The organism is Clostridium paridis, from assembly GCF_016765615.1.
In the GTDB taxonomy this organism is placed as follows: Bacteria; Bacillota; Clostridia; order Clostridiales; family Clostridiaceae; genus Clostridium_T; species Clostridium_T paridis.
In genome coordinates this window covers 21203-41628 of the sequence record NZ_JAESWA010000025.1, presented here as the reverse complement: position 1 = coordinate 41628, position 20426 = coordinate 21203, and the positions used below count along the sequence as shown (strand labels likewise).

Sequence of the window (20426 nt, the reverse complement as noted above, 5' to 3'; positions counted from 1 at the left end):
GCAAAAGAAATAGTTGCTGGATAGTACACATTTAAGAGATAGATACGGAGGGATGGATATGAATAAAACTGTTTTAATAACAGGCGCTTCATCTGGTTTAGGCAAAGCAACAGCTAAGATGTTCGCAAAACAAGGATGGAATGTCATAGCTACTATGCGATCACCAGAAAAAGAAAAGGAGTTAACATCATTTCAAAATGTTCTTGTAACACGTTTGAATGTTTTGGATAATCAGAGTATTTTGAATGCAGTTGAAGAAGGTATCAAATGCTTTGGAAAAATTGATGTATTGGTGAATAATGCTGGCTATGGTCAGTACGGTCTTTTCGAGGCAGTATCTCAGGAAGATATCCGTAAGCAGTTTGAAACCAATGTTTTTGGGTTAATGGAAGTTACTCGTATATTAATTCCACATTTTAAAGGAAAAAATGGAGGCATAATAATTAACATAAGTTCTTGCGGAGGATTAATTGGATTACCTGCAATATCTATCTACAATAGTAGCAAGTTTGCTGTTGAAGGATTTTCGGAATCTTTGTCCTATGAATTAGCTTCTCAAGGTATTGTTGTAAAAGTTGTAGAACCTGGCGGATTCTCCAGCAATTTTCATACGATAGCTGCTGAAAAAAGACCAGAATTAGCCGAATTAAGTTCTTACGCCAAATATTTGAAAGATGCAGATGATTTCTATTCAATGCTTGTGGGACACCGTGATAGTGCAGAAGATATAGCGAATGTAGTGTATAAAGCTGCCACTGATGAAAGAAATCAATTTCGATACATTATTGCAAGTAATGTGCAGAATTTGGTGGATGCTAGAATTGATATGGACTATCAAGAATTTACTGATTTTATGCGAACTAAACTGAATCAAAAATAGTAAGCGATTCAGTTCTTACTTTTTTAATATTATTTGCCAATTATAATGAAATAAGAATAGATTACATTGTGGAGATTAATTGTGTAATGTAGCTATTTCCATGTATGTCGGCTGCATTTGAAAGGGGTTCTAGGCCCTTAAAACCCTGTGTCTTTTGAAAATGGTAGATATTTAAAGCACTAAATTTACAATTAGGGCAGAATGAGCAAATTCACGTATTATGGCCGTATCATTATAACATCTTTACAAATATTAACTTTTACTTTACACAAATAGCAGCTTCGCTGGAACTACCCCACATATACATGGGTCTGGATTAAAACCTTTTAATATTGGATTTACAATTTTCATATAAACCTCTATAAATGATTTATTTCATATGTATTAAAAATATATATAAATTAAACAGACTAAATATGCTGCTTAATTATTAGTCTGCTTAATATCATAATCATTTATTTTTTAATAGCAGCTACTGCTCCACCAGTTATGCCTAAGAAAGTTAAACCAATATTATATATATTGGTTTAACTTTTTTACGAAGAAGTGCAAAAGTTACTAATACTGCACTAAGGGGTATCGTCAACAATTTTCTAAATAACACCAACTACTTTCCTAGTATATGGAATTTAAAAATAAACACTAGAATGGGTTCTAAGCCATAGCTGTCAACCTAAGAAGCGTAATTAGTCCGCTTAATTATGATTAATTTGAGCCTATACGATTAGAAAATTAATTGGTATAATGTACCAAAGGTTGTAGTTAGGAGATTTTTTATGATTAATACTGTTTTAGGAAAGATAAAGCCCTCTCAATTAGGCATTACCTTAATGCATGAACATATAATATGGGATTGGAGTGGCGCAGAAAATACTAGAGAAAATCTATATTCTCTTGAGGAAGTTGTTACTACCATGGAACCTTATCTACTTGAATTAAAGAAACTAGGGTGTCAAACATTAGTAGAGGCTACTGCGTGTGGATCTGGAAGAGACGTTGAGGTTTTAAAGGCTTGTGCTGAAAAAACAGGCCTAAATATAATAACAAATTGCGGAGCATGGGATGGTGGAAAACATAGAGGTAAATTTATACCTGATGAGATTAGAAATAGCACTATAGATGAAATTTCAGCAGCTTGGATTAATGAATTTGTAAACGGAATAGACGGTACAAGTATTTATCCTGGCTTTATTAAACTGGCTTTAGGTGATGAAGGTTTTATATCAGAACTACAGGAAAAGCTCTTGAGATCTGCAGCTAGGACAAGTCTTGCTACAGGTTTACCAATTGAATGTCATATAGGTTCTTCCAAAAGTGCAATTAAGGCAGTAGAAATTATCGAAGAAGAGAACCTTCCTTATGATAAGTTTATATGGTTACATGTAGATTGGTCCAATGACTATACAACAGTATATAAACTAGTTAAGAAAGGTATATGGGTAGAAATTGATGCCATTAGCGCCTTCCCTGAACCTTATGAAATACAAATAAATCTTTTAGAAAAACTTATTTGTGATAACTTAATTGATCGGTTATTAATATCACAAGATGCAGGCTGTTATGAAATTGGAGTCGTTAAGGATAGTAAACTAAGATCCTATAACAATATATTTACTAAATTCATTCCTATCTGTAAATCAAAGGGGATTTCAGAAACAGTTTTTAATAAAATTCTTATAAAAAACCCTGCTAAAATATTAAACATTGAGTAAACAATCTATTAAATATATTTTAGAAGGCTTAGTTATATAAACTCTAATTCATACTACTAAGCCTTTTATTTCAGTTATTGATATAATTCCCTAGGAAATTATATCAATACTAATTATTTGCATTTATTATTTCTTTTAAAGTAACATTTTGATTAATAAATCTTGCTGTACCCTTTTCCTTTTTAAGTCTTATGGCTCTTTGCGGACAATTATGTGCACAAGCTAAGCACTGCTGACAATTATTATTGTATACAGGCTTTGCTTCTACTTTTATGTTATTCACTGGACATACCTTTTCACAGGTTTTACACCCATTACAACTATCTTCAACTATAAAATTCTTTTGAAATTCATTGTCGTAAGTTAATTTTTTATTTAATCTTCTAATACCTTCAGCAATAATAGTATGTTTCTTTATATATTTTTTCTCTTCACTAATTTCTTTGATTATTCTATTTATATTTTCTTCAATATTCTTCTTAGGTTCACTTTTCTTTTGTTTTTCCATATCAAATCCTGGAAGATAATTGTCAACCATTAGCAGTTCATCTATATATGAAAATTCTATTCCATTTCTTTTACCAATCTCAAATAAATGTCTTGATGCTGATGCTGCAAACATTCCATAAGTAGCTACTCCAAATATATAATTACTTTTTAATTTAGCTTTACTTAAAAACTTTTCTACTATTTCAGGTACTCCACCATTATAAACGGGAAATACTATTCCTATTTTTTCGTCTTCAAAGTCATATTTTCCTTCCTTTATTAGTTTTGGAATTGAATAATACTCATCCCCTATTCTCTTAGCAACATATAAATTGTTTCCTGACGCTGTAAAATATAATATTTTCATAATATCCTCCTAATTTACTGTTACATTTGTAACACTACTTTTTGTATAGTATAATGTAGCTATAAAAACATTTCAATAGTACAAGTACGAAACGTTACAAAAGAGAGGATATTGTTATGGCTAATAAAAAAAGTAACATGCAAAATAAGTTAACTAAGGAAAGTATTTTTACTGCTCTTATGATTCTAATGGAAAACAAGCCTTTTAATGAGATTTCTATTACTGAAATAACAAAAAAGGCTGGTGTGTCAAGAATGGCCTTTTATAGAAATTATACTGTTAAAGAAGACATTATTAATACTTATATAGAAGAACTATTTCAAGAGTACTTTAGCGAGATAAAACCACATGAAGATAAATTTAACTATGAAAATGTTCGATTATATTTTTCCTACTTTAGAAAACATGATAAGTTGATTTCCAACTTGATTAAATCAAATTTATCCAATATGCTCCTTGAAAAATGTATAGAGGCTTTTTATGTTTTATCTCAAGATATTTCATGTAATAGATCCTATCCTCCTGAAAAACAGAAGCTATGGATTGCACTTTTAGTAGGTGGACTATATAATGTTTTAATTGAATGGGCAAAAGATGGAATGAAACAAAGTGATGAGTATATGGCTCAAACAGTATGTGAATTTATGAACGAGTAATTAAAAAAAGCAATCAGTATAATGTTGAATTATGCTGATTGCTTTCTATATTAACGTATGAAATTAGTGCCTTGTCTTGGTTCTCTTTCTGGTAACTTAACTCCATTTTCTTTTCCTGCTTGTATGCACTTTAAAAGCCATGCCATATTTCTACCTAATGTTCTCATTGTCTGCATACCTTCTAAATCTTGAACCACTTCCTCTGGTGTATTTCCATGAACCATATTCCAATATTGAGAAGATACCACTGGCATATTAGATATAGTAAAATATTTATTTAATTGATCAAAAGCTGCAGTTGATCCTCCACGACGGCAACTTACAATCGCAGCTCCTGGCTTGTTTTCAAAGCAGTTTCCTGCATAAAATACTCTGTCTAAGAAAGATGTAATTAATCCTGACGGAGCTGCATAATGAACAGGTGATCCAAATATAAGTCCATCAGCTTCCTTAATCTTCTCTATCGCAATATTTACAGTGTCATCATTAAACACACATTTTCCATCACCATTTCTACCACATCCGCCACATGCCATACAGCCACGTATAGGTTGACTTCCTACATGGAAAATTTCTGTTTCTATATTTTCTTTTTCTAGTTCCTTTGCCACTTCACTTAACGCAGTATAAGTACAGCCTTTAGCTTTTGGACTTCCATTAATAAGTAATACCTTCATTTTATTCACCTCATATAATATAAATATAATCTATCCTTATTATAAATATGATTACTAGCTTAAAGAAAGTATGCACTTTTCTGTAACATAGTAACTAAATAGAAAGTAATAGAATATTCTTATACCTCTTTGACATCTTTAGGTATTATAGCTGTTAAAACTAATGATAATACACTTATTGCTATAAATATAACAAATAAAACATGTAGTGAACTACTTAAAGAAAGCTTTACTTGCTCCATAGTTACTGCACCATTAGTAGAAACTAATTTATATAAGTTGCTTGGATCCACTCCACTGATTCCACGATTAGTAAAGTACTTGACTATGTACAAGTTAAATATGCTTCCAAATACACTTACACCTATTGTTTGTCCTATTGTTCTAAGCAATGAATTTGCAGCAGTCGCCGCACCTCTTTTATTATATTCCACTGATTCTTGTATAACTATAGTAAGTATAGTAAACGCTCCACCGAAGCCGAAACCCATTATAGTTGCATATATTATTACCAATAATAATGATGAATTAATGCCTAGAGTAGGTAATAATATAGTACTAATTAATAATATTACATTAGATATAAATATTACTGCTTTTGCCCCATATTTTATTATTAATTTTCCTAGTACTACTGAAGCTATGAGCCAAGATACTGACATTGGTGCTAGTGCCAAACCTGATATTTTAGCATCAAATCCTAATATATTTTGAATATATATAGGCATATAAACATTTGCTCCTATAAGTACTGCTGAGGCTAGAAAACTAACTAAATTCACTAATGTAGTTGTCTTTGTAAATATATCAAAAGGAATGATTGGTTCCTTTGCTTTTCTCTCAACCTTATAAAATATCACTAAGAATACAGCTGTTAAAATTATAGATATACTAATAAATATATTGTAATTAATTCTTACCTTTTCACCTGATAAGAAGATATTTAAAAATATAACCATTGCTAATGATAATGTAATAATTCCTGCAAAATCTATATTATGTTTTTTCTTTTCAAAGTTTTCTTTTAAATTCCTTTGAAGAAGTATTATTGATAATATACCAAACGGCAAGTTTATAAAGAATATCCAATGCCAAGATAGAGTGTCTATTAATACCCCTCCTAGAAATGGACCCAAAAGACTTGCAATCCCCCATACTGTTCCTATACTTCCTTGAACCTTAGGTCTTTCTTCTAATGTAAACACATCACCAACAATTGTATATGTAACTGTAAATATAGCTCCAGCTCCTAAACCTTGAATTGCACGAAATGCTATTAGCATATACATACTCTGAGATAACCCACATAATGAACTTCCAACTAAAAATATTATTATTCCAATTGTAAGCATATTTTTTCTTCCATATAAATCTGATAACTTACCGTATATCGGTGTAGAAATTGCAGATGTTAGTAAATATACTGAAAAAACCAAACTAATAATTTCAAATCCTTGTAAGTCTTTTACTATAGTTGGAATAGCTGTGGTGACAACTGTTCCTTCTACTGCACCTAAAAACATTGCTACCATTAATGCTATTATTATACTTCTCTTTTTCGAATTCATTTCTTAAATTCCTTCCTTATTATAATCCTTAGCTTTAAGTATAAATTATACCCTATAATTTACTACATAACAATTAACTCAGCTTTCACCTAAATAAATTAAAATGAGAAAACTGAGTTTCTTATTAATTGAACTTAAAACCCTTATTATTAAAATATTATAATATTACTTTACCAGTTTTATTTGGTCCTAATATAACATTTGCCTCATTAAATTTAATTTCATAAAAATCTAGAATATGTCCTGAATTTGAGATTAGTGCTTCTTGCTCAGGGAATCTTTTTATAATTATCGACTTTATTTTATCAATATCCCCCTCACACTTACTTACTATAGCGTCTGCAACCCTTATTACCTCGCTTGTCCCATCTGGAATTGTAGTAAATGAAACTTTATTGTTTTCTTCTAACTCAAAGGTCTTTTGAGTCCCTTTAAATGTTAAAAAGTAAACAACTCCTTTATCCTGAGCATCATAACTATACGATAAAATTCTAACATTAGGTAAATTGTCTTTTGAAGTTGCTAGTGCAATATTTTTACTTTCTTCCATTAGTCTATTAAATTCTTTTAAAAAATCCATATTCATTCTCCTTTTGTATATAAATTTTCTACTCACTTATACTAACACATGAAACCCTGACAACTATATGTCATGGTTATGTGCTATAATTAAAAAAAATTTATTTTAGGGTGATGTAATTGAAAATAGACAGATTAATATCCATTGTTATGATTCTACTTGAACGCAAAAAAATTAGCGCCACAAAGCTAGCCGAAATGTTCGAAGTTACTCCAAGAACAATATATAGAGATATTGAAACGATAAATATGGCAGGTATCCCAATTGTCACTTATCCTGGAGTTAATGGTGGTATAGGAATTATGGAGCAGTATAAAATAGAAAAAAAGCTCTTTACCCTTTCTGATATCCAAACCTTATTGTTAGGGCTTGGAATTATAAATTCTACAATTAAAAGTGAAGAAATTCTAAATGCAATTGCCAAAGTCAAAGGTTTAATTCCTGAGGAACAAATAAGAGATATTGAATTAAGATCAAATCAAATTAGTATTGACCATACACCTTGGTTTGGAAACAAAAAAGTTTCCTTAAATGTAGAAGAAATAAAAACAGCACTTAGTGAGAATAAGTATGTATCTTTTGATTACTCAGATCAAGAAGGGAATAAGAGTCAAAGGAAAGTTGAACCTTATAGGCTGATTTTAAAAAATTCAAACTGGTACTTACAATGTTACTGCATCACTAGAGAAGATTTTCGTATATTTAGACTATCTCGTGTTTCATCACTACAAGTTCTTAATGAAACCTTTATACCAAGGGAATTTGATTATAAACCTTTAGAGGTATCAAAAGATGTAGAAAAAATGTACATAACTATAAAGCTTCTTATTGATAAATCACTACGACACCTAATGATAGACTTTGCTGGTGAAGAAAACATCAAACCCTATAAGGATAATAAGTTCATAGTTTACTTGAAATTTATCGAAGACGATTATTGGTATAACATGCTGCTTAGAATGGGGGATAAATGCGAATGTTTAGAGCCAGATCACGTACGTTTAGAGGTTATTAGAAGAATAAAAAATATGCTGAGGATTTATAAAACAAGTTGATACATGGATTTCTTAAGCACATAAAAACCTTGGGGCATATGTAGTACTCCAAGGTTTTTAATTATATATTTATAATAATTTGTACAATAATATTTTATTTAATTTTCATTGGATTTCTTCCTTCGCAAGGAACTCCAGTTTGACACAAGCCACATCCAGATCCAAACTTTGGATTTCCACCATAAGATTCTGCTAGCTTACTTGATTCTTTTCCATATACATGCATGTAGCATTTTATCTTATCATGCCCATCTTTAGTAATTGCACCAACAGGACATCTTTTAATACATGCTCCACATATACCTTTACTACATAAGAGGCAATTCTCAGTATGGCTCTTAGCCACTCTATCGTCCGGAGTTAGTTTTAATTCTGTCACCACCGAAATTAACTTCACAGCTATTCCTTTTTCTGTGATAAATGCATCATTTATAGAAAATGTTCCCAACCCAGCAGCGTATGCAATATGCCTTTCAGACCAATTTGAGGTTGGTCCTGAACTATCCTTCTGGATTTTAAACCACTCTGACTTGTGAGGTGATATAGTTCTATATCCCATTTCACTCAAATAATTTTCTAAATACTTAGCAAACCCATTAATAAAAACTTCATCTCCAAATGTACGCGTTAATGCCCACTCCTTTGAACCAAATTCTTTTTGTGCTCTATTACTTTTCCTAGTTTTCTCATTTATCGGAAGTACAATACTTATAACAGTTCCCCCTTTATAACTACCTTCTCCAAATGCTAATTCGAAAGCTTCCTTTGGTGTAAAATGATGCTCTCCTATTATTTTTTTGTACTCAGTAAATAAAGGGTCATCGCCATTGGCGAATTTTATAATTGGTTCCTCATAATAAGTATCATTAATTACTTCAAACCAATTTTCTTTGCTTTCTCTAATGTATCTTTTAATTTCATTTTTAATTAGATTCTCCATATTAACCCCTCCATTATTTAATTGCTTTTAAATATTCAATAACTACCTAATAGCTAATACCTGTCATTTTAGTGTATGTACACTATATGTATTAAAAAAATTAAGGCACTAATGCCTCAATTTTAGAAAGCAGTGTTGTAAAAATATCTAAGTTATCTTTTCCTAAATATTCTTCTAAGAAATTCTGCGCTTTTTTCCAATGCTCTTCAGCACTTTTATAAGTCTCAATTCCTTTTGAGGTTAGCTTAAGCTGCCTATTTCTAGACCCTTTTTTAGATATATCTTCAATAAGTCCACTTTGTTCTAAAGGTTTTAAATTTCTAACAAGCGTAGTCCGATCTAACCTAATTAATAATGCTAAATCACTAACACTTATTGGTCCTGATTGATTTATATGTTTAAGTAATGAATATTGCCCTATTTTTAAATTACTTGGAGCAAGGAATTCATCATAAACTTCAGTAACTGCTTGGGAAGCTCTCCTAATATTTAAGCAATTACAAGATGCTGAGGTTTTTTCATAAATATTTCTATCCATATTATCACCTTTTCTTTTCGTGTATTTACACTATTAAATGGTACATCCATTCTGTCCTTTTGTCAATATATAAAAACAGGCTAGTAAATAACCTGTTTTTATATTAAATGAATTATTTTACTTATAATGTCTTAAAATGAAATATCCGATTGCTATAAGGAAAGCCATTCCCAAAAGAAGCTTTATCAAGCTTGTAGGCGCATCTCCTTGTACTTCTCCAGTCTGTCCATTTATAATATACCTATACACCTTATTTTTATATGTATAGGAAGAAATCCAAACTGGAACTAGAATATGCTTAAACTTTATATCATTATAGCTTGTTGATATATTAATATCTCCTATCTTTTCGCCTTTATTATTCTCTTTTATGTATGACATTATATCTTCATCAACACCTCTTTTTGCATTTTCCCATCCTTCTTTTAGTCCAATACTATACTTCTCAGCTGCAAAACCTGAAAGAAATTTAGGGTCATATGCAACAAGCTCCTTTAAGTGGAAAGGTTCTAGTTCCTTCATGAGCTTCTCATCTATTTGTTTAGATGCGTTTATTAGGATATCATCATAATACTTAGAATATTTGCCATTGTTAGTTTTCCATATCATCTTTTTTACTGTTCTTTTTTTAGTATTGCCATCAACCACATAATTCTCAGTAATATGATGATTATTGCCTACTTCAATGGAGTAATCTGAAATAGTATCAACGTCATATGTCCAAAAAGGAATATATATTCCCGTCATCTTATCATTCTTATAGCTGGTTCTTAAGGCTTCAGGAGCGTATGGTCTTTTCTTTATCCAATCAGAAAACATTTCATTAGCCTTTTTTTCTGAAATCTTAAAAGGAATTAGTGACTCAGGAGCTATTCCTATAGTTGCTTCATTTTTAACCGTATATGCTGAACCACAAAAAGAACATTTAGTTGCAACCTCTAGACTATTAAACACAACTTCACTGCCGCAGCTTGTACATTGAACTACTTTGGTTTCACTTCCCCAATCTTTTGATGCCATATCTTCTGCTGTTTTGAAATCATATTCTTTAATATGCTTATCTTGGGATAATACCTCTTGACTATTATTACAATATTCACACTTTAATGTTTGAGATTCTGGATCAAATTTCATGTTTGCTCCGCATCCCTGACAAACATAATTTTGAACTTCACTAATATTTTGACGTGAGTTATTTTCCATATCATTTCCTCCTAATTAATCTTCTCTCCACATTCGGAACAAAATTTAACTCCTAAAGGCATTTTTTTGCCGCACTTACCACATATTGTTTCTCTCATCTGTGGAGTACCACATATTGGACAGAACTTCATACTTTCTTCTATTTCTGCATTACATTTCAAACATTTAACTTTTGGAGGCATTATAGAACTTCCACATTCCGGACAGAATTTTGAATCTGTTGAAATCTTATGACCACAAGTAGGACATTGCATTCCATTAACATTTAATTGTGTAGTATTTATTGCTTCTGGTTCTTTTTTTAATGATTCAGTCATAATTGCACCAAAGGCTGCCCCAGCACCTAATCCCATTCCCATGTTTATGCCTCCTTGGCCTGGATTCTGAGCAGCATCTTTAATTGCCTCAGCTGTCTGAAATTTAGTATATTTATTTAAGTCACCATAAATTCCCATGGTTGACTTCTTATCGATTGCCTTTTCCACCTCTTCTGGAACTGATATATTTTCAACATAAAAAGAGCTCAGCTGAAGCCCCATAGCATTGAATGTAGTCTGCAATTTTTCAAGCGTTATTTTTCCTAACTCGTCATAGTTAGATGAAATGTCTAAGATTGATATTTTAGCTTCCCCTAAAATATCTGAAAAACCGGAAACAATAGAACGCCTCAATTGTCCTATTATACTATCCGTTTCAAAAACTCCATTTGTCCCGAATATTTCCTTAAGAAAGGTCAATGCATCATTAACTCTAAATGTAAATGCCCCAAACGCTCTTATTCTAACAACTCCGAATTCAGAATCTCTAACAATTACAGGATTCGTTGTCCCCCACTTTTGATCAATAAATTGCTTTGTATTAATAAAATAAACTTCTGCCTTAAAAGGTGAATCAAATCCATATTTCCAAGATTTTAATAAAGTAAGCACAGGCAAATTTTGAGTCGTAAGTGTGTACCTTCCTGGTGCAAATACATCTGCTACTTTACCTTCATTTACAAAAATAGCTACTTGAGATTCTCTTACCGTAAGCTGTGCCCCCATCTTTATTTCATTGTTGGCAACTGGAAAACGATAAACCATCATATCACTACTATCATCAGTCCACTCAATGACTTCAATAAATTGATTCGTAAAAAGATCAAGTAATCCCATAAAACATTCTCCTTTAGTAGTATTTATATAATCCTATTGGTAATCTTATTTTATTTTACCAAAAATTTCTCATGAAATATATGGTTTTAGTTATATACTATTGTAATTATCTAAATTCTATTTTGAGAACAAATTATATTTGATTCTAAGTGATATATTGATCAAAAAAACCCTTGATATTCAATCAAGGGTTTTTACTAAATATTAAAGATAATCTCTATCAAACAAATTTATTAAATCTTCTCTAGATAATGTTTCAATCAAACTACTATTTTTAAGCTCTCCTGTAAGAATACTATTAATAAGTTCTTTTTTATCTTCCTGAAGATGAATTATTTTTTCTTCTATAGTCCCTCTTGCAACCAGTTTAATTACCTCTACTGTATGAGTTTGACCTATTCTATGAGCTCTATCTGTAGCTTGATCTTGAACAGCTGGATTCCACCATGGGTCAAGGTGAATAACTAAGTTTGCAGCAGTCAAATTCAAACCAGTTCCTCCAGCCTTCAATGAGATTAAAAATACATTTTCATCCTCATTTTTGTTAAAATCTTGCACCATTATTATTCTATCCTTTGGCTTTGTTTTCCCATCTAGGCGAAGATATTCTATTTTTTCTTTGCTTAGCTTCTCTTGAATTTTATCTAATGCAGAGGTAAACTGTGAAAACAGAAGAACTTTCCCACCTAACGCACTATGCTCTTTAATTAGTTTCATTGCAATATCTAACTTCCCACTTCCCCCACAGTAATCCTCTGATACAAGAGATGGATCTAAGCATATTTGTCTTAGTTTAGTTAAGTATGAAAGTATATGAAACCTATCATCACTACCATTTTTTATTTTTGATTTTATTGTTTTTATATAATTTCCATATATAGATTTTTGAGGAGCTGTCATTTCAACTAAAAACTTCTTCTCTATCTTATCTGGTAGCTCACTAACCACCTCTTTTTTAGTCCTTCTTAAGATAAATGGTTTAATTAACAACTTAAGCCACTCTATATTTTCATCTCCACTTTGAACAAATTTTTTTTCAAACGTTTCTTTAGCATATAGATACCCTGGCAATATAAAATCAAATATAGACCAAAGCTCAGTTAAATTATTTTCAATAGGTGTTCCTGTTAATGCAAACTTTGTTTTAGCATTTATTTTTTTTATAGCCACAGTATTTTGAGTTAAAGCATTCTTTATGTTTTGTCCTTCATCTATGACGCAATAATCAAAAGTAATATCTTTATAATAACCTATATCTCTTTTTAAAACTCCATAAGTTGTTAATATTACATCATATTCATTTATGCCTTCTATTCTTTCAAGTCTTTCTGCTCCATGTAATATTAGCACCTTTAAACTTGGAGCAAACTTATCAAGCTCATCTTTCCAATTATAAAGTAATGATGTTGGGCATATAATTAAGGTACTTTTTCCTCTTTCAGATAACATGAACGCTATAGTTTGAACTGTTTTACCAAGTCCCATTTCATCTGCAAGTATTCCCCCAAACCCTATCTCGCTCAACATTTTAAGCCATTTAAAACCCTTAACTTGATATTCTCTAAGGGTTCCAATAAAACTATCAGGCACCTTTATATCTAACTTATTAAAATTAGTTAACTTATTTCCTATTTCATTTAACTCTATCGATTCTCTAATGTTTCCTAATCCATTGTTTTTTATATTTTCATATAAATATAATGCTTTGCTTTTCTCTATCTTTACATTTCCTTCTCCAATATTCTCACTTATATCTAATATTTCAAAAAGATTAAAAAAGTGCTTTATTCCCTCATCTTCAAAATCTAAAAACTCATTGCTCTTTGTTTTATAAAATTTAAGGTTTCCTTTATATGCTTCAAATACATCGTATAATTCATCTTTTCCAATATCCCCTATGCTATAGGAAAAATCATAATACCCATCAGTTTCATATAAATCTGAAATAATAGAAGTTGAATTATATAGTTTCATCTTCTTAAGCCCATCTCCTAAAATTACCTTTCCTAAAGAATGTAGGCTATTTTCTTTTCTTCTTAATATATTAAATAGTTCTTCATCTCCTCCAATAAACATAAATCTATTGGAATGTTTTATAAAACTATTTTTCTCGATCTTCATTAAGAGTTTATCTTCTTTGTTATAATCTCTTATAAACGCATCCTCATTCTTGCTTTCATTTAGAATATTTATTTTTTTGTTACCATAAATTAAAAACACATCGCAATATATTTTATTGTTTTCCAGATAAACATTAAATTCTGGACTAGCTACATTCGTTGCGAAATTTCTTAAACCTTCTGATATATTCATTTCTTTTGAAATTCTACTTAGTATGAAAATTAGCTTATTATAGTTATCTATATCTTTCTTATAAGTAACCTTTCCATATAGCTTAAGTTTTTCATGAATAATTGAATAACTCTCGATTTGATTTTTAGAAGGCAAGTAAAGCTCATTTTTAAAATAATAGACATCATTTTTTGAGTTTAGAGAAATAGGAAGTTGTTTGTGCGTTGTTAGTATAATATGATTATTATCCTCTTTTAAGTTGAAGGTTATAGGTAAATCTTTATGGAAAATTGGAACTAAAAATTCTATATAATCATACTTAAATTTAATTTTTTTATTTTCTATCCCCTCTAAGAATGCTCTTAGTTCATTGGGCTTAAGTCTAATTCTCTCACTGCTTGATGATTTTTGTCCTTGATAATATATGGAATCTTTTTCTACTATTCTAGTGAGTCTTGCCGTGCTTACTTTTTCTGACTTTTTAACTTTCTTTGCTTCTATCTCTTTATTATTTTGACTTTCTACCTTCTTATCCTTTAATATCAGGTTTAAAAATTTATAACTTGTGGCGGTTAAATGACTACACATAAATGTATATCCACTTGAAGCAAATTCTTTGAACTCATCACAAGAGCATACAACTCCATCTAATCTTTTCTTCTGTAGATTGATTTTAATATGAGTATCATATTCTTTTGGTTTATTTTCATCTCTAACTTTGCCATAGATATGATACATATTATCTATATTCTTGCTTTTGAAATAAGTAATCATTCCCTTTCTTAAAGCATTTTCCCCTTCTATTTTCATAGCATTAGAAGCAGACTTAAATAATATAGACTTCAATTCAACTAACTTCAAGTAATCACTCCCTTCCACTCATAGATTGTATTATAGCATAGGAATTTCTATATAACTAAAGTAATTGCACTATATACTAAAAGTAATGCCATTATAGTATTAATAATTCCATTATATCTTTCAAAAAACTTCTGGAATACAGCCCCAAACATAGCCCAGGTAAAAACCCCCGTGCATCCAAAAATTGTAATTAAAATAGTAAATACTCCTATTGAAAGAAATGAATTATAATAAGGTGTAACAAAAGTAGAAATTGCTGTTATTCCATATAATATAATTTTTACATTCACAAATTGGAGAATAAAGCCTGTGATAAAATTATCTACTTTTTCTTTACCTTCAACCTTTTCTTGAGGTTTACTTTTTATGACGTGCCATGCAAGCCATAAAATATAAGCTACTCCTATATATGTCATTATAGGTTTTATTTTCGGAATAATATTAACAAGTACGACGCTAAAAAAGCTACATAATATCATGACTGAAAAGAATCCTGCAAATATCCCTCGAATCAAGCCCTGACTTTTTTTCAAACCATGCTTACCAGCATTAGACATAGCTAAAATATTATTAGGCCCCGGTGTAAATGCTGTTAAAAGTGTAAATGATAAAAATGCTATATAGTTCATAATAATCCCCCTAAATATACTTAAATAGAAAGTGTCTATAGTGACTTACTCATTCACTATACTTTCCGTAAATCAATACTATCAAAGGGCTATATATTTGTAAAATTGATATTTCCGAATTGACAATTCATTTTTACAAATATATTATAAATATATCTTAAGGGGGAGTTAAATGGATATTAGACATTTTAAAACATTTAAAAGCATTGTTGAAGAAGGTAGTTTCTCAAAGGCTGCAGAAAAAGTAGGATACACTCAGTCTACTGTTACTTCACAAATTCAGCAACTTGAACAAGCACTTTCAATTAAAATCTTTGAAAAAATCGGGCGTAATATGGTATTGACTCCTCTAGGAAGAGAGTTGATTCCCTACACAAATGAGTTACTTGATACCATAAAGAAAATTGAAAGCATTGGAAAGCATAATGATATTAAAGGCGAATTACGAATAGGAATTGCTGAATCATTAATATCATATAAATTACAAAATGTACTTAAATTATTTAAAGAGCACGCTCCAAGCGTAAATCTGTTTATTATTTCTGAAAACTGTTTTGTTATAAATGATATGCTATTAAAAGGCGAGATCGATATTGGCTTATTATATAATGTTGGAAACCCACAAGATAGCTTGACTTCAGTAGACTTAGCTGATTATACTTTAGCTTTAGTTTGTTCTCCTTTATTTGAAAAGGACGCGGTTGATTTTTGCAAATCGAATCAAAAAATAAGTACAAGCCTTGTTATAAATGAAACTAATTGTATTTACAGAAGAATGCTCGAGAGGTATTTTCGTGAGAATAATATATTCCTAGATAATACTATAGAATTATGGAGCATTGAAACAATAAAAAAATCTGTTGCTAGCAATTTAGGAATATCTTATTTGCCTCGTTTCGTAGTTGAAGAAGAACTTGAGAATAATAAATTAAATGAGCTTAAAATAGGATGCTCTGATGCCAAGATAACTGCTATATATTCCTATCATAAAAACAAATGGATTAGTCCTGCTATGTCTTTATTTATGCAGCTAGTGCGAGAGGATTTTAAAATATAATAAATATAAATGGTCAGGAAAATGTTAAATTCTCCTGACCATTTATATTCTTATATCATTTTTTATTTTCTTGCCATATATAACTCTATAGTATCATGAATATGAAAAATATCTCCATAGCCAATAATAGCTTGTTCAATCTCACTTTCAAATAATTGTTTTGTATGTTCTGGCATAGCCCTATGATCTGAATAGGTATTTAGTAAAGAAATATACTCACTGGCAGAAAATTTTCGATTCCCCTGATATAATTTCATTTCTAAATCGTTAAATCCATAAGATTTTATAGTTTCTGATATCCTTTTATAACGATCACTAGCTGGTTCTACTATTCTCATATTTGATGGTCTGTATTTCTGATATATACCTTGAATCTTTTGGTGCAGCAAATCATCCTCTTTAGCTGGAAAGGGTTTATTCCAGAAAAGAGCTATTACTCCATTATCCTTTAATAATCTATGAACCTTTGGATAACCTATATCCTCTGGAATCCAATGAAATGCTGTGGCGGAATAAATTATATCAATGCTATTATCTTCACATTCAAAATCCTCAAAAGAAACATTACATACTTTAAAATTTTTATATTCCTTAAACTTTTCACTAGAATATTCTGCTAGGTTTTCTCCTAACTCAACTGCAGTTACAATGCATCCAGTTTTAAGAAAAGGAGTTGTTGCTTGTCCTGTTCCTATTCCAACCTCTATTGCCTTTTTATCTTTTTTAAGCTCAGAATATTCAATAATATCATTGAATAGCTCTCTACAGTATGTTGGTCTCATCTTATCATAGTTCTCTGCATCTTCATTAAATGCAAAACGCAAATCCATATTATACCTTCTCCCTCTACTCTTCATAACAAATAACAGGCGTTCCCTCTTCTATATTCTCAAAAATTGTTTTGGCTAAATATAATGGAGCATTTACACATCCATGAGTTCCATTATTCTTATATATCTCTCCTCCAAAAGAATACCTCCAACTTGCATCATGTATTCCTATATTTCCGTTAAAAGGCATCCAATAGGTCACATCTGCTTCATAATTTTCACCTCTTAACGTTGATCCTTTTTGTTTATAATTAAGCATATATGTCCCAAGCTTAGTAGAATTTCCTCTATTGGGGTTTCCTGTTACTACATCCCCTTGGGTTATAAGCTTTCCATCTTTATAAAACCATAAATGTTGTCTTGTTATATCAATTTCTACATAAGTTCTTCCTATATCATCCTCATCCCTATATAAAGCCCTTTGAGTATATATAGGCTCCTTTTCTGATACTTCACCAATCTTTATATTTTCCAATAATGCCTTGGCTTCTTCTGTACTATTAAGCTTCCATCCATAAAAACCACCTTTAACTTCTACTATTTTACCTATAGATGATTTAAACTTTCTCGTTATACCCACTGTATCATATTTACTTCCTAACCCTTGCAAATATTCTTTAACTGCCTTTTCGCTTATTACTACTTCCAAATTCTCATCGATACTTAACCACTTACTTATTGTCTCTCCATCTAATACTTCACTTTTACTCCCAAACTTATAGGTAACTTTTGTTGTTACATATTTATCGAGTAAATTTTTAGTTTCAGTAGTCTTGGCAGATTTTAAAGTGTACTTTGGATTTTCATAGCATTGATTGTTGTTTAAGTCTAATTTAGTTTCTCCTTGTAGTATACTATTTTCTATGGCTTTATTTAAATTTTCTTTAAGCACCTTATTACCATATACCTCTTCAATCACTTCATATGAACCCTTGGAATATTTAAAACTTACATTTTTAGGTTCAATAATATCTTTCTTTAAGCAACCTAATTCATTTATCTTATTCCCCAAATTATCTTTATTGTAGGAATATAGACCATCTACATAATACTTTTGCTTTTTTAATATTGCTATTATCCATTTAACCGACTTTTGCTTTTCATAAACTTCAGAAATGCTTTTCTGTTCATTATATTTCATATCTATATCTTGTCCTATTATTTCTTCTGTTACTCCATTTCTTTCATTTAACTGTAACTTATAACCCTTAACATGACTTTCAAATATACCATATACATCTTTATGTGACTTTAAGGAAACATCTACTCCATTTATTACTGTATTAAAAAAGAAATGCTTTGTAAAATATAATGAAATACTCAAATATATTAGTACAATTGAAGCTACTACGATAATAATATTTCCTATAGTTTTATTCCATAAAACCTCTTTAATATTGCTGTTTTTCATATAGATCAATAACCCTTCATAAAAAATACTGACATATTATTCTTCCTAATAATATGTCAGTATTTTTATTTTTAGTATATAAATCTATTGCTTATCTTTATTTAAGTTTCAAGGAAATTTTTACTTTGATTAAATCGCCATTTTCTATAGTTATTTCACCTTCATGCTCTTTAATTATTTCATTACATAAATATAATCCTAATCCTCTACTATCTACAGTAGTCTCAGTAGTAGATTTTACAAAAGGTTCAAATATATTATTAAATATTTCATATGGAATAGGCTTGCTGCTATTTATAACTTCAATAAAATATCTATCTTCCATAATATATGAATTAACGTATATTTCATCTCCACCATATGAGTACTTTATAGCATTATCAATTATATTAATTATTACTTGCCTAATTTTATCCTCTTGTGCTTTAACAATTCCGCATCCTATATCTTGAATTATCCTTAAGGAGTATTTTTCCGCTTTTATGCTCATATCATTACAGCTTTGAGTAATAAGCTTTCCCATATCTACTTCCTTAAAATCTTCTTTTATAACATATAATCCTTTAGATACTTCTATAAGCTCTAAAACTAATTTATGAAGCCTTTCACTTTCTGAATAGATCCTCTCAATAGCTCTTTTGTCAAATTCTTTATCCTCAACCATGCCTGTTAGTAATAATTCGGCATATCCTGATACGGCTGTTAGTGGTGTCTTTAACTCATGTGTCACACTATTAAAAAAATCTCTTCTACCCCTTTCAAGTCTATAAACTTTTTCTTCTTCTGATTTAATAGTTTCTATTTGCTCTCTTATTCTATCTCTCATCTTTATAAATTCTCTTGCGAGTATTGCAACTTCATCTTTTCCATGTTCATCAATTGAAATACTGTATTCCCCATCACCTAACTTTATTATTGCATCTGTTAATTTACTAATTGGTTTAGTTATCTTATTAGTCATAAGAAATAAAAACATAAAAATACATATAAATATTCCAACTTCTATAATATTTATAATATTTATTGTATTTCTATAGGTTGCATATTCTGCATCATAATCCTTTACTATACTTATAAAACCTAAATAATTATTCTCAATATATACAGGATACGTTAAAACCGCAGTTACTCCATTATTTCTATATTTAAGATTTACTACTGCTTTACCTTGCAAAACCATATCACTACTTTTTTTCACTATATCTCTAAATTCTTCTTCTATATCTCCTTCAACTATCTTATTGTTTACATCAGTTATATCGCACTGACATTGATAATTAAGAGAAATATATTTTACTATATAATTTCCTTCTTCAACTAACGCTTCTTTTTTATCTTTCGAATTATTGGCTACAAGCTTATATTTAATGTATTCACTTGTACTATTCATTACTTGCTTTAGAGAATTGTTTATCCCCTTCTCCATATTAGAATTTAAAACATTTGTTATGGCAACATTCATCACAATTAATGAAATTATTAGTATAAATACTAATCCAGCTATAAATTTATATCTTATTTTCATAT

At 30.1% G+C, this 20426-nt stretch carries 18 protein-coding genes; 5 read left to right on the top strand and 13 right to left on the bottom strand.

The features are described 5' to 3' along the window. Positions 1-58: 58 nt before the first annotated feature. Together JK634_RS17230 and JK634_RS17225 are read left to right on the top strand one after the other, a co-directional pair. Positions 59-880 carry an SDR family oxidoreductase gene (locus JK634_RS17230; RefSeq protein ID WP_202768971.1) on the top strand — a complete coding sequence of 274 codons (822 nt, stop codon included), beginning with the start codon at positions 59-61 and terminating at the stop codon, positions 878-880. A gap of 776 nt (positions 881-1656) precedes the next feature. Beyond that, positions 1657-2592: a phosphotriesterase family protein gene (locus tag JK634_RS17225; protein ID WP_202768970.1), complete on the top strand. Its 936-nt coding sequence runs from the start codon at positions 1657-1659 to the stop codon at positions 2590-2592. 109 nt (positions 2593-2701) lie between these two features. On the opposite strand, the gene JK634_RS17220 is transcribed toward JK634_RS17225, so the two are convergent. Continuing rightward, complete coding sequence (locus JK634_RS17220) at positions 2702-3448, bottom strand: EFR1 family ferrodoxin (RefSeq protein WP_202768969.1); 747 nt, start codon at positions 3446-3448, stop codon at positions 2702-2704. Between the two features lie 116 nt (positions 3449-3564). On the opposite strand from JK634_RS17220, the gene JK634_RS17215 reads away from it, so the two are divergent. Beyond that, the gene (locus tag JK634_RS17215) at positions 3565-4104 is read left to right on the top strand and encodes a TetR/AcrR family transcriptional regulator (protein WP_202768968.1); all 540 of its coding nucleotides are present in this window, start codon (positions 3565-3567) and stop codon (positions 4102-4104) included. A gap of 50 nt (positions 4105-4154) precedes the next feature. Here JK634_RS17215 and JK634_RS17210 read toward each other — a convergent pair whose 3' ends face one another. From JK634_RS17210 to JK634_RS17200, 3 genes are all read right to left on the bottom strand, one after another. Next, positions 4155-4781 (bottom strand): flavodoxin family protein, encoded by a 627-nt coding sequence (locus tag JK634_RS17210; RefSeq protein WP_202768967.1) that lies wholly within the window; start codon positions 4779-4781, stop codon positions 4155-4157. A 119-nt stretch (positions 4782-4900) separates the two neighbouring features. Further along, a complete protein-coding gene (locus JK634_RS17205) occupies positions 4901-6349 on the bottom strand; it encodes an MDR family MFS transporter (RefSeq protein ID WP_202768966.1) in 1449 nt (482 codons plus the stop codon). 157 nt (positions 6350-6506) lie between these two features. Continuing rightward, positions 6507-6929 (bottom strand): pyridoxamine 5'-phosphate oxidase family protein, encoded by a 423-nt coding sequence (locus JK634_RS17200; RefSeq protein WP_202768965.1) that lies wholly within the window; start codon positions 6927-6929, stop codon positions 6507-6509. 119 nt (positions 6930-7048) lie between these two features. On the opposite strand from JK634_RS17200, the gene JK634_RS17195 reads away from it, so the two are divergent. Beyond that, a complete protein-coding gene (locus JK634_RS17195) occupies positions 7049-7984 on the top strand; it encodes a helix-turn-helix transcriptional regulator (RefSeq protein WP_202768964.1) in 936 nt (311 codons plus the stop codon). 94 nt (positions 7985-8078) lie between these two features. On the opposite strand, the gene JK634_RS17190 is transcribed toward JK634_RS17195, so the two are convergent. The 6 genes from JK634_RS17190 to JK634_RS17165 form a co-directional block, all read right to left on the bottom strand. Further along, positions 8079-8924: a (Fe-S)-binding protein gene (locus JK634_RS17190; protein WP_202768963.1), complete on the bottom strand. Its 846-nt coding sequence runs from the start codon at positions 8922-8924 to the stop codon at positions 8079-8081. A gap of 100 nt (positions 8925-9024) precedes the next feature. Further along, on the bottom strand, positions 9025-9462 hold the full coding sequence (locus JK634_RS17185) for a MarR family winged helix-turn-helix transcriptional regulator (protein WP_202768962.1): 438 nt from the start codon (positions 9460-9462) through the stop codon (positions 9025-9027). A 117-nt stretch (positions 9463-9579) separates the two neighbouring features. After that, the gene (locus JK634_RS17180) at positions 9580-10665 is read right to left on the bottom strand and encodes a TFIIB-type zinc ribbon-containing protein (protein ID WP_202768961.1); all 1086 of its coding nucleotides are present in this window, start codon (positions 10663-10665) and stop codon (positions 9580-9582) included. A gap of 11 nt (positions 10666-10676) precedes the next feature. Further along, entirely contained in the window at positions 10677-11819 is a 1143-nt protein-coding gene (locus JK634_RS17175; protein ID WP_202768960.1) for an SPFH domain-containing protein, read from the bottom strand. Positions 11820-12023: 204 nt separating this feature from the next. Beyond that, on the bottom strand, positions 12024-14972 hold the full coding sequence (locus tag JK634_RS17170; RefSeq protein WP_202768959.1) for a DEAD/DEAH box helicase: 2949 nt from the start codon (positions 14970-14972) through the stop codon (positions 12024-12026). 47 nt (positions 14973-15019) lie between these two features. After that, a complete protein-coding gene (locus JK634_RS17165; protein ID WP_202768958.1) occupies positions 15020-15601 on the bottom strand; it encodes a LysE family transporter in 582 nt (193 codons plus the stop codon). A gap of 172 nt (positions 15602-15773) precedes the next feature. Between JK634_RS17165 and JK634_RS17160 the strand changes: the two genes are divergently transcribed. Next, the gene (locus tag JK634_RS17160) at positions 15774-16658 is read left to right on the top strand and encodes a LysR family transcriptional regulator (protein WP_202768957.1); all 885 of its coding nucleotides are present in this window, start codon (positions 15774-15776) and stop codon (positions 16656-16658) included. A 62-nt stretch (positions 16659-16720) separates the two neighbouring features. Here the strand turns inward: JK634_RS17160 and JK634_RS17155 are convergent, their stop codons facing one another. From JK634_RS17155 to JK634_RS17145, 3 genes are all read right to left on the bottom strand, one after another. Then, positions 16721-17488 (bottom strand): class I SAM-dependent methyltransferase, encoded by a 768-nt coding sequence (locus JK634_RS17155; RefSeq protein WP_202768956.1) that lies wholly within the window; start codon positions 17486-17488, stop codon positions 16721-16723. 16 nt (positions 17489-17504) lie between these two features. Next, positions 17505-18899: a L,D-transpeptidase family protein gene (locus tag JK634_RS17150; RefSeq protein WP_202768955.1), complete on the bottom strand. Its 1395-nt coding sequence runs from the start codon at positions 18897-18899 to the stop codon at positions 17505-17507. A gap of 97 nt (positions 18900-18996) precedes the next feature. Next, the gene (locus tag JK634_RS17145) at positions 18997-20424 is read right to left on the bottom strand and encodes a HAMP domain-containing sensor histidine kinase (RefSeq protein ID WP_202768954.1); all 1428 of its coding nucleotides are present in this window, start codon (positions 20422-20424) and stop codon (positions 18997-18999) included. Positions 20425-20426 lie beyond the last annotated feature (2 nt).

What these genes read in the sequence shown, in the direction of transcription:
- JK634_RS17230 (WP_202768971.1), top strand. Translation starts at nt 59, where the DNA reads ATGAATAAAACTGTTTTAATAACAGGCGCTTCATCTGGTTTAGGCAAA.
- JK634_RS17210 (WP_202768967.1), bottom strand. Translation starts at nt 4,781, where the DNA reads ATGAAGGTATTACTTATTAATGGAAGTCCAAAAGCTAAAGGCTGTACT.
- JK634_RS17215 (WP_202768968.1), top strand. Translation starts at nt 3,565, where the DNA reads ATGGCTAATAAAAAAAGTAACATGCAAAATAAGTTAACTAAGGAAAGT.
- JK634_RS17145 (WP_202768954.1), bottom strand. Translation starts at nt 20,424, where the DNA reads ATGAAAATAAGATATAAATTTATAGCTGGATTAGTATTTATACTAATA.
- JK634_RS17205 (WP_202768966.1), bottom strand. Translation starts at nt 6,349, where the DNA reads ATGAATTCGAAAAAGAGAAGTATAATAATAGCATTAATGGTAGCAATG.
- JK634_RS17220 (WP_202768969.1), bottom strand. Translation starts at nt 3,448, where the DNA reads ATGAAAATATTATATTTTACAGCGTCAGGAAACAATTTATATGTTGCT.
- JK634_RS17165 (WP_202768958.1), bottom strand. Translation starts at nt 15,601, where the DNA reads ATGAACTATATAGCATTTTTATCATTTACACTTTTAACAGCATTTACA.
- JK634_RS17150 (WP_202768955.1), bottom strand. Translation starts at nt 18,899, where the DNA reads ATGAAAAACAGCAATATTAAAGAGGTTTTATGGAATAAAACTATAGGA.
- JK634_RS17175 (WP_202768960.1), bottom strand. Translation starts at nt 11,819, where the DNA reads ATGGGATTACTTGATCTTTTTACGAATCAATTTATTGAAGTCATTGAG.
- JK634_RS17180 (WP_202768961.1), bottom strand. Translation starts at nt 10,665, where the DNA reads ATGGAAAATAACTCACGTCAAAATATTAGTGAAGTTCAAAATTATGTT.
- JK634_RS17190 (WP_202768963.1), bottom strand. Translation starts at nt 8,924, where the DNA reads ATGGAGAATCTAATTAAAAATGAAATTAAAAGATACATTAGAGAAAGC.
- JK634_RS17160 (WP_202768957.1), top strand. Translation starts at nt 15,774, where the DNA reads ATGGATATTAGACATTTTAAAACATTTAAAAGCATTGTTGAAGAAGGT.
- JK634_RS17155 (WP_202768956.1), bottom strand. Translation starts at nt 17,488, where the DNA reads ATGGATTTGCGTTTTGCATTTAATGAAGATGCAGAGAACTATGATAAG.
- JK634_RS17225 (WP_202768970.1), top strand. Translation starts at nt 1,657, where the DNA reads ATGATTAATACTGTTTTAGGAAAGATAAAGCCCTCTCAATTAGGCATT.
- JK634_RS17185 (WP_202768962.1), bottom strand. Translation starts at nt 9,462, where the DNA reads ATGGATAGAAATATTTATGAAAAAACCTCAGCATCTTGTAATTGCTTA.
- JK634_RS17200 (WP_202768965.1), bottom strand. Translation starts at nt 6,929, where the DNA reads ATGGATTTTTTAAAAGAATTTAATAGACTAATGGAAGAAAGTAAAAAT.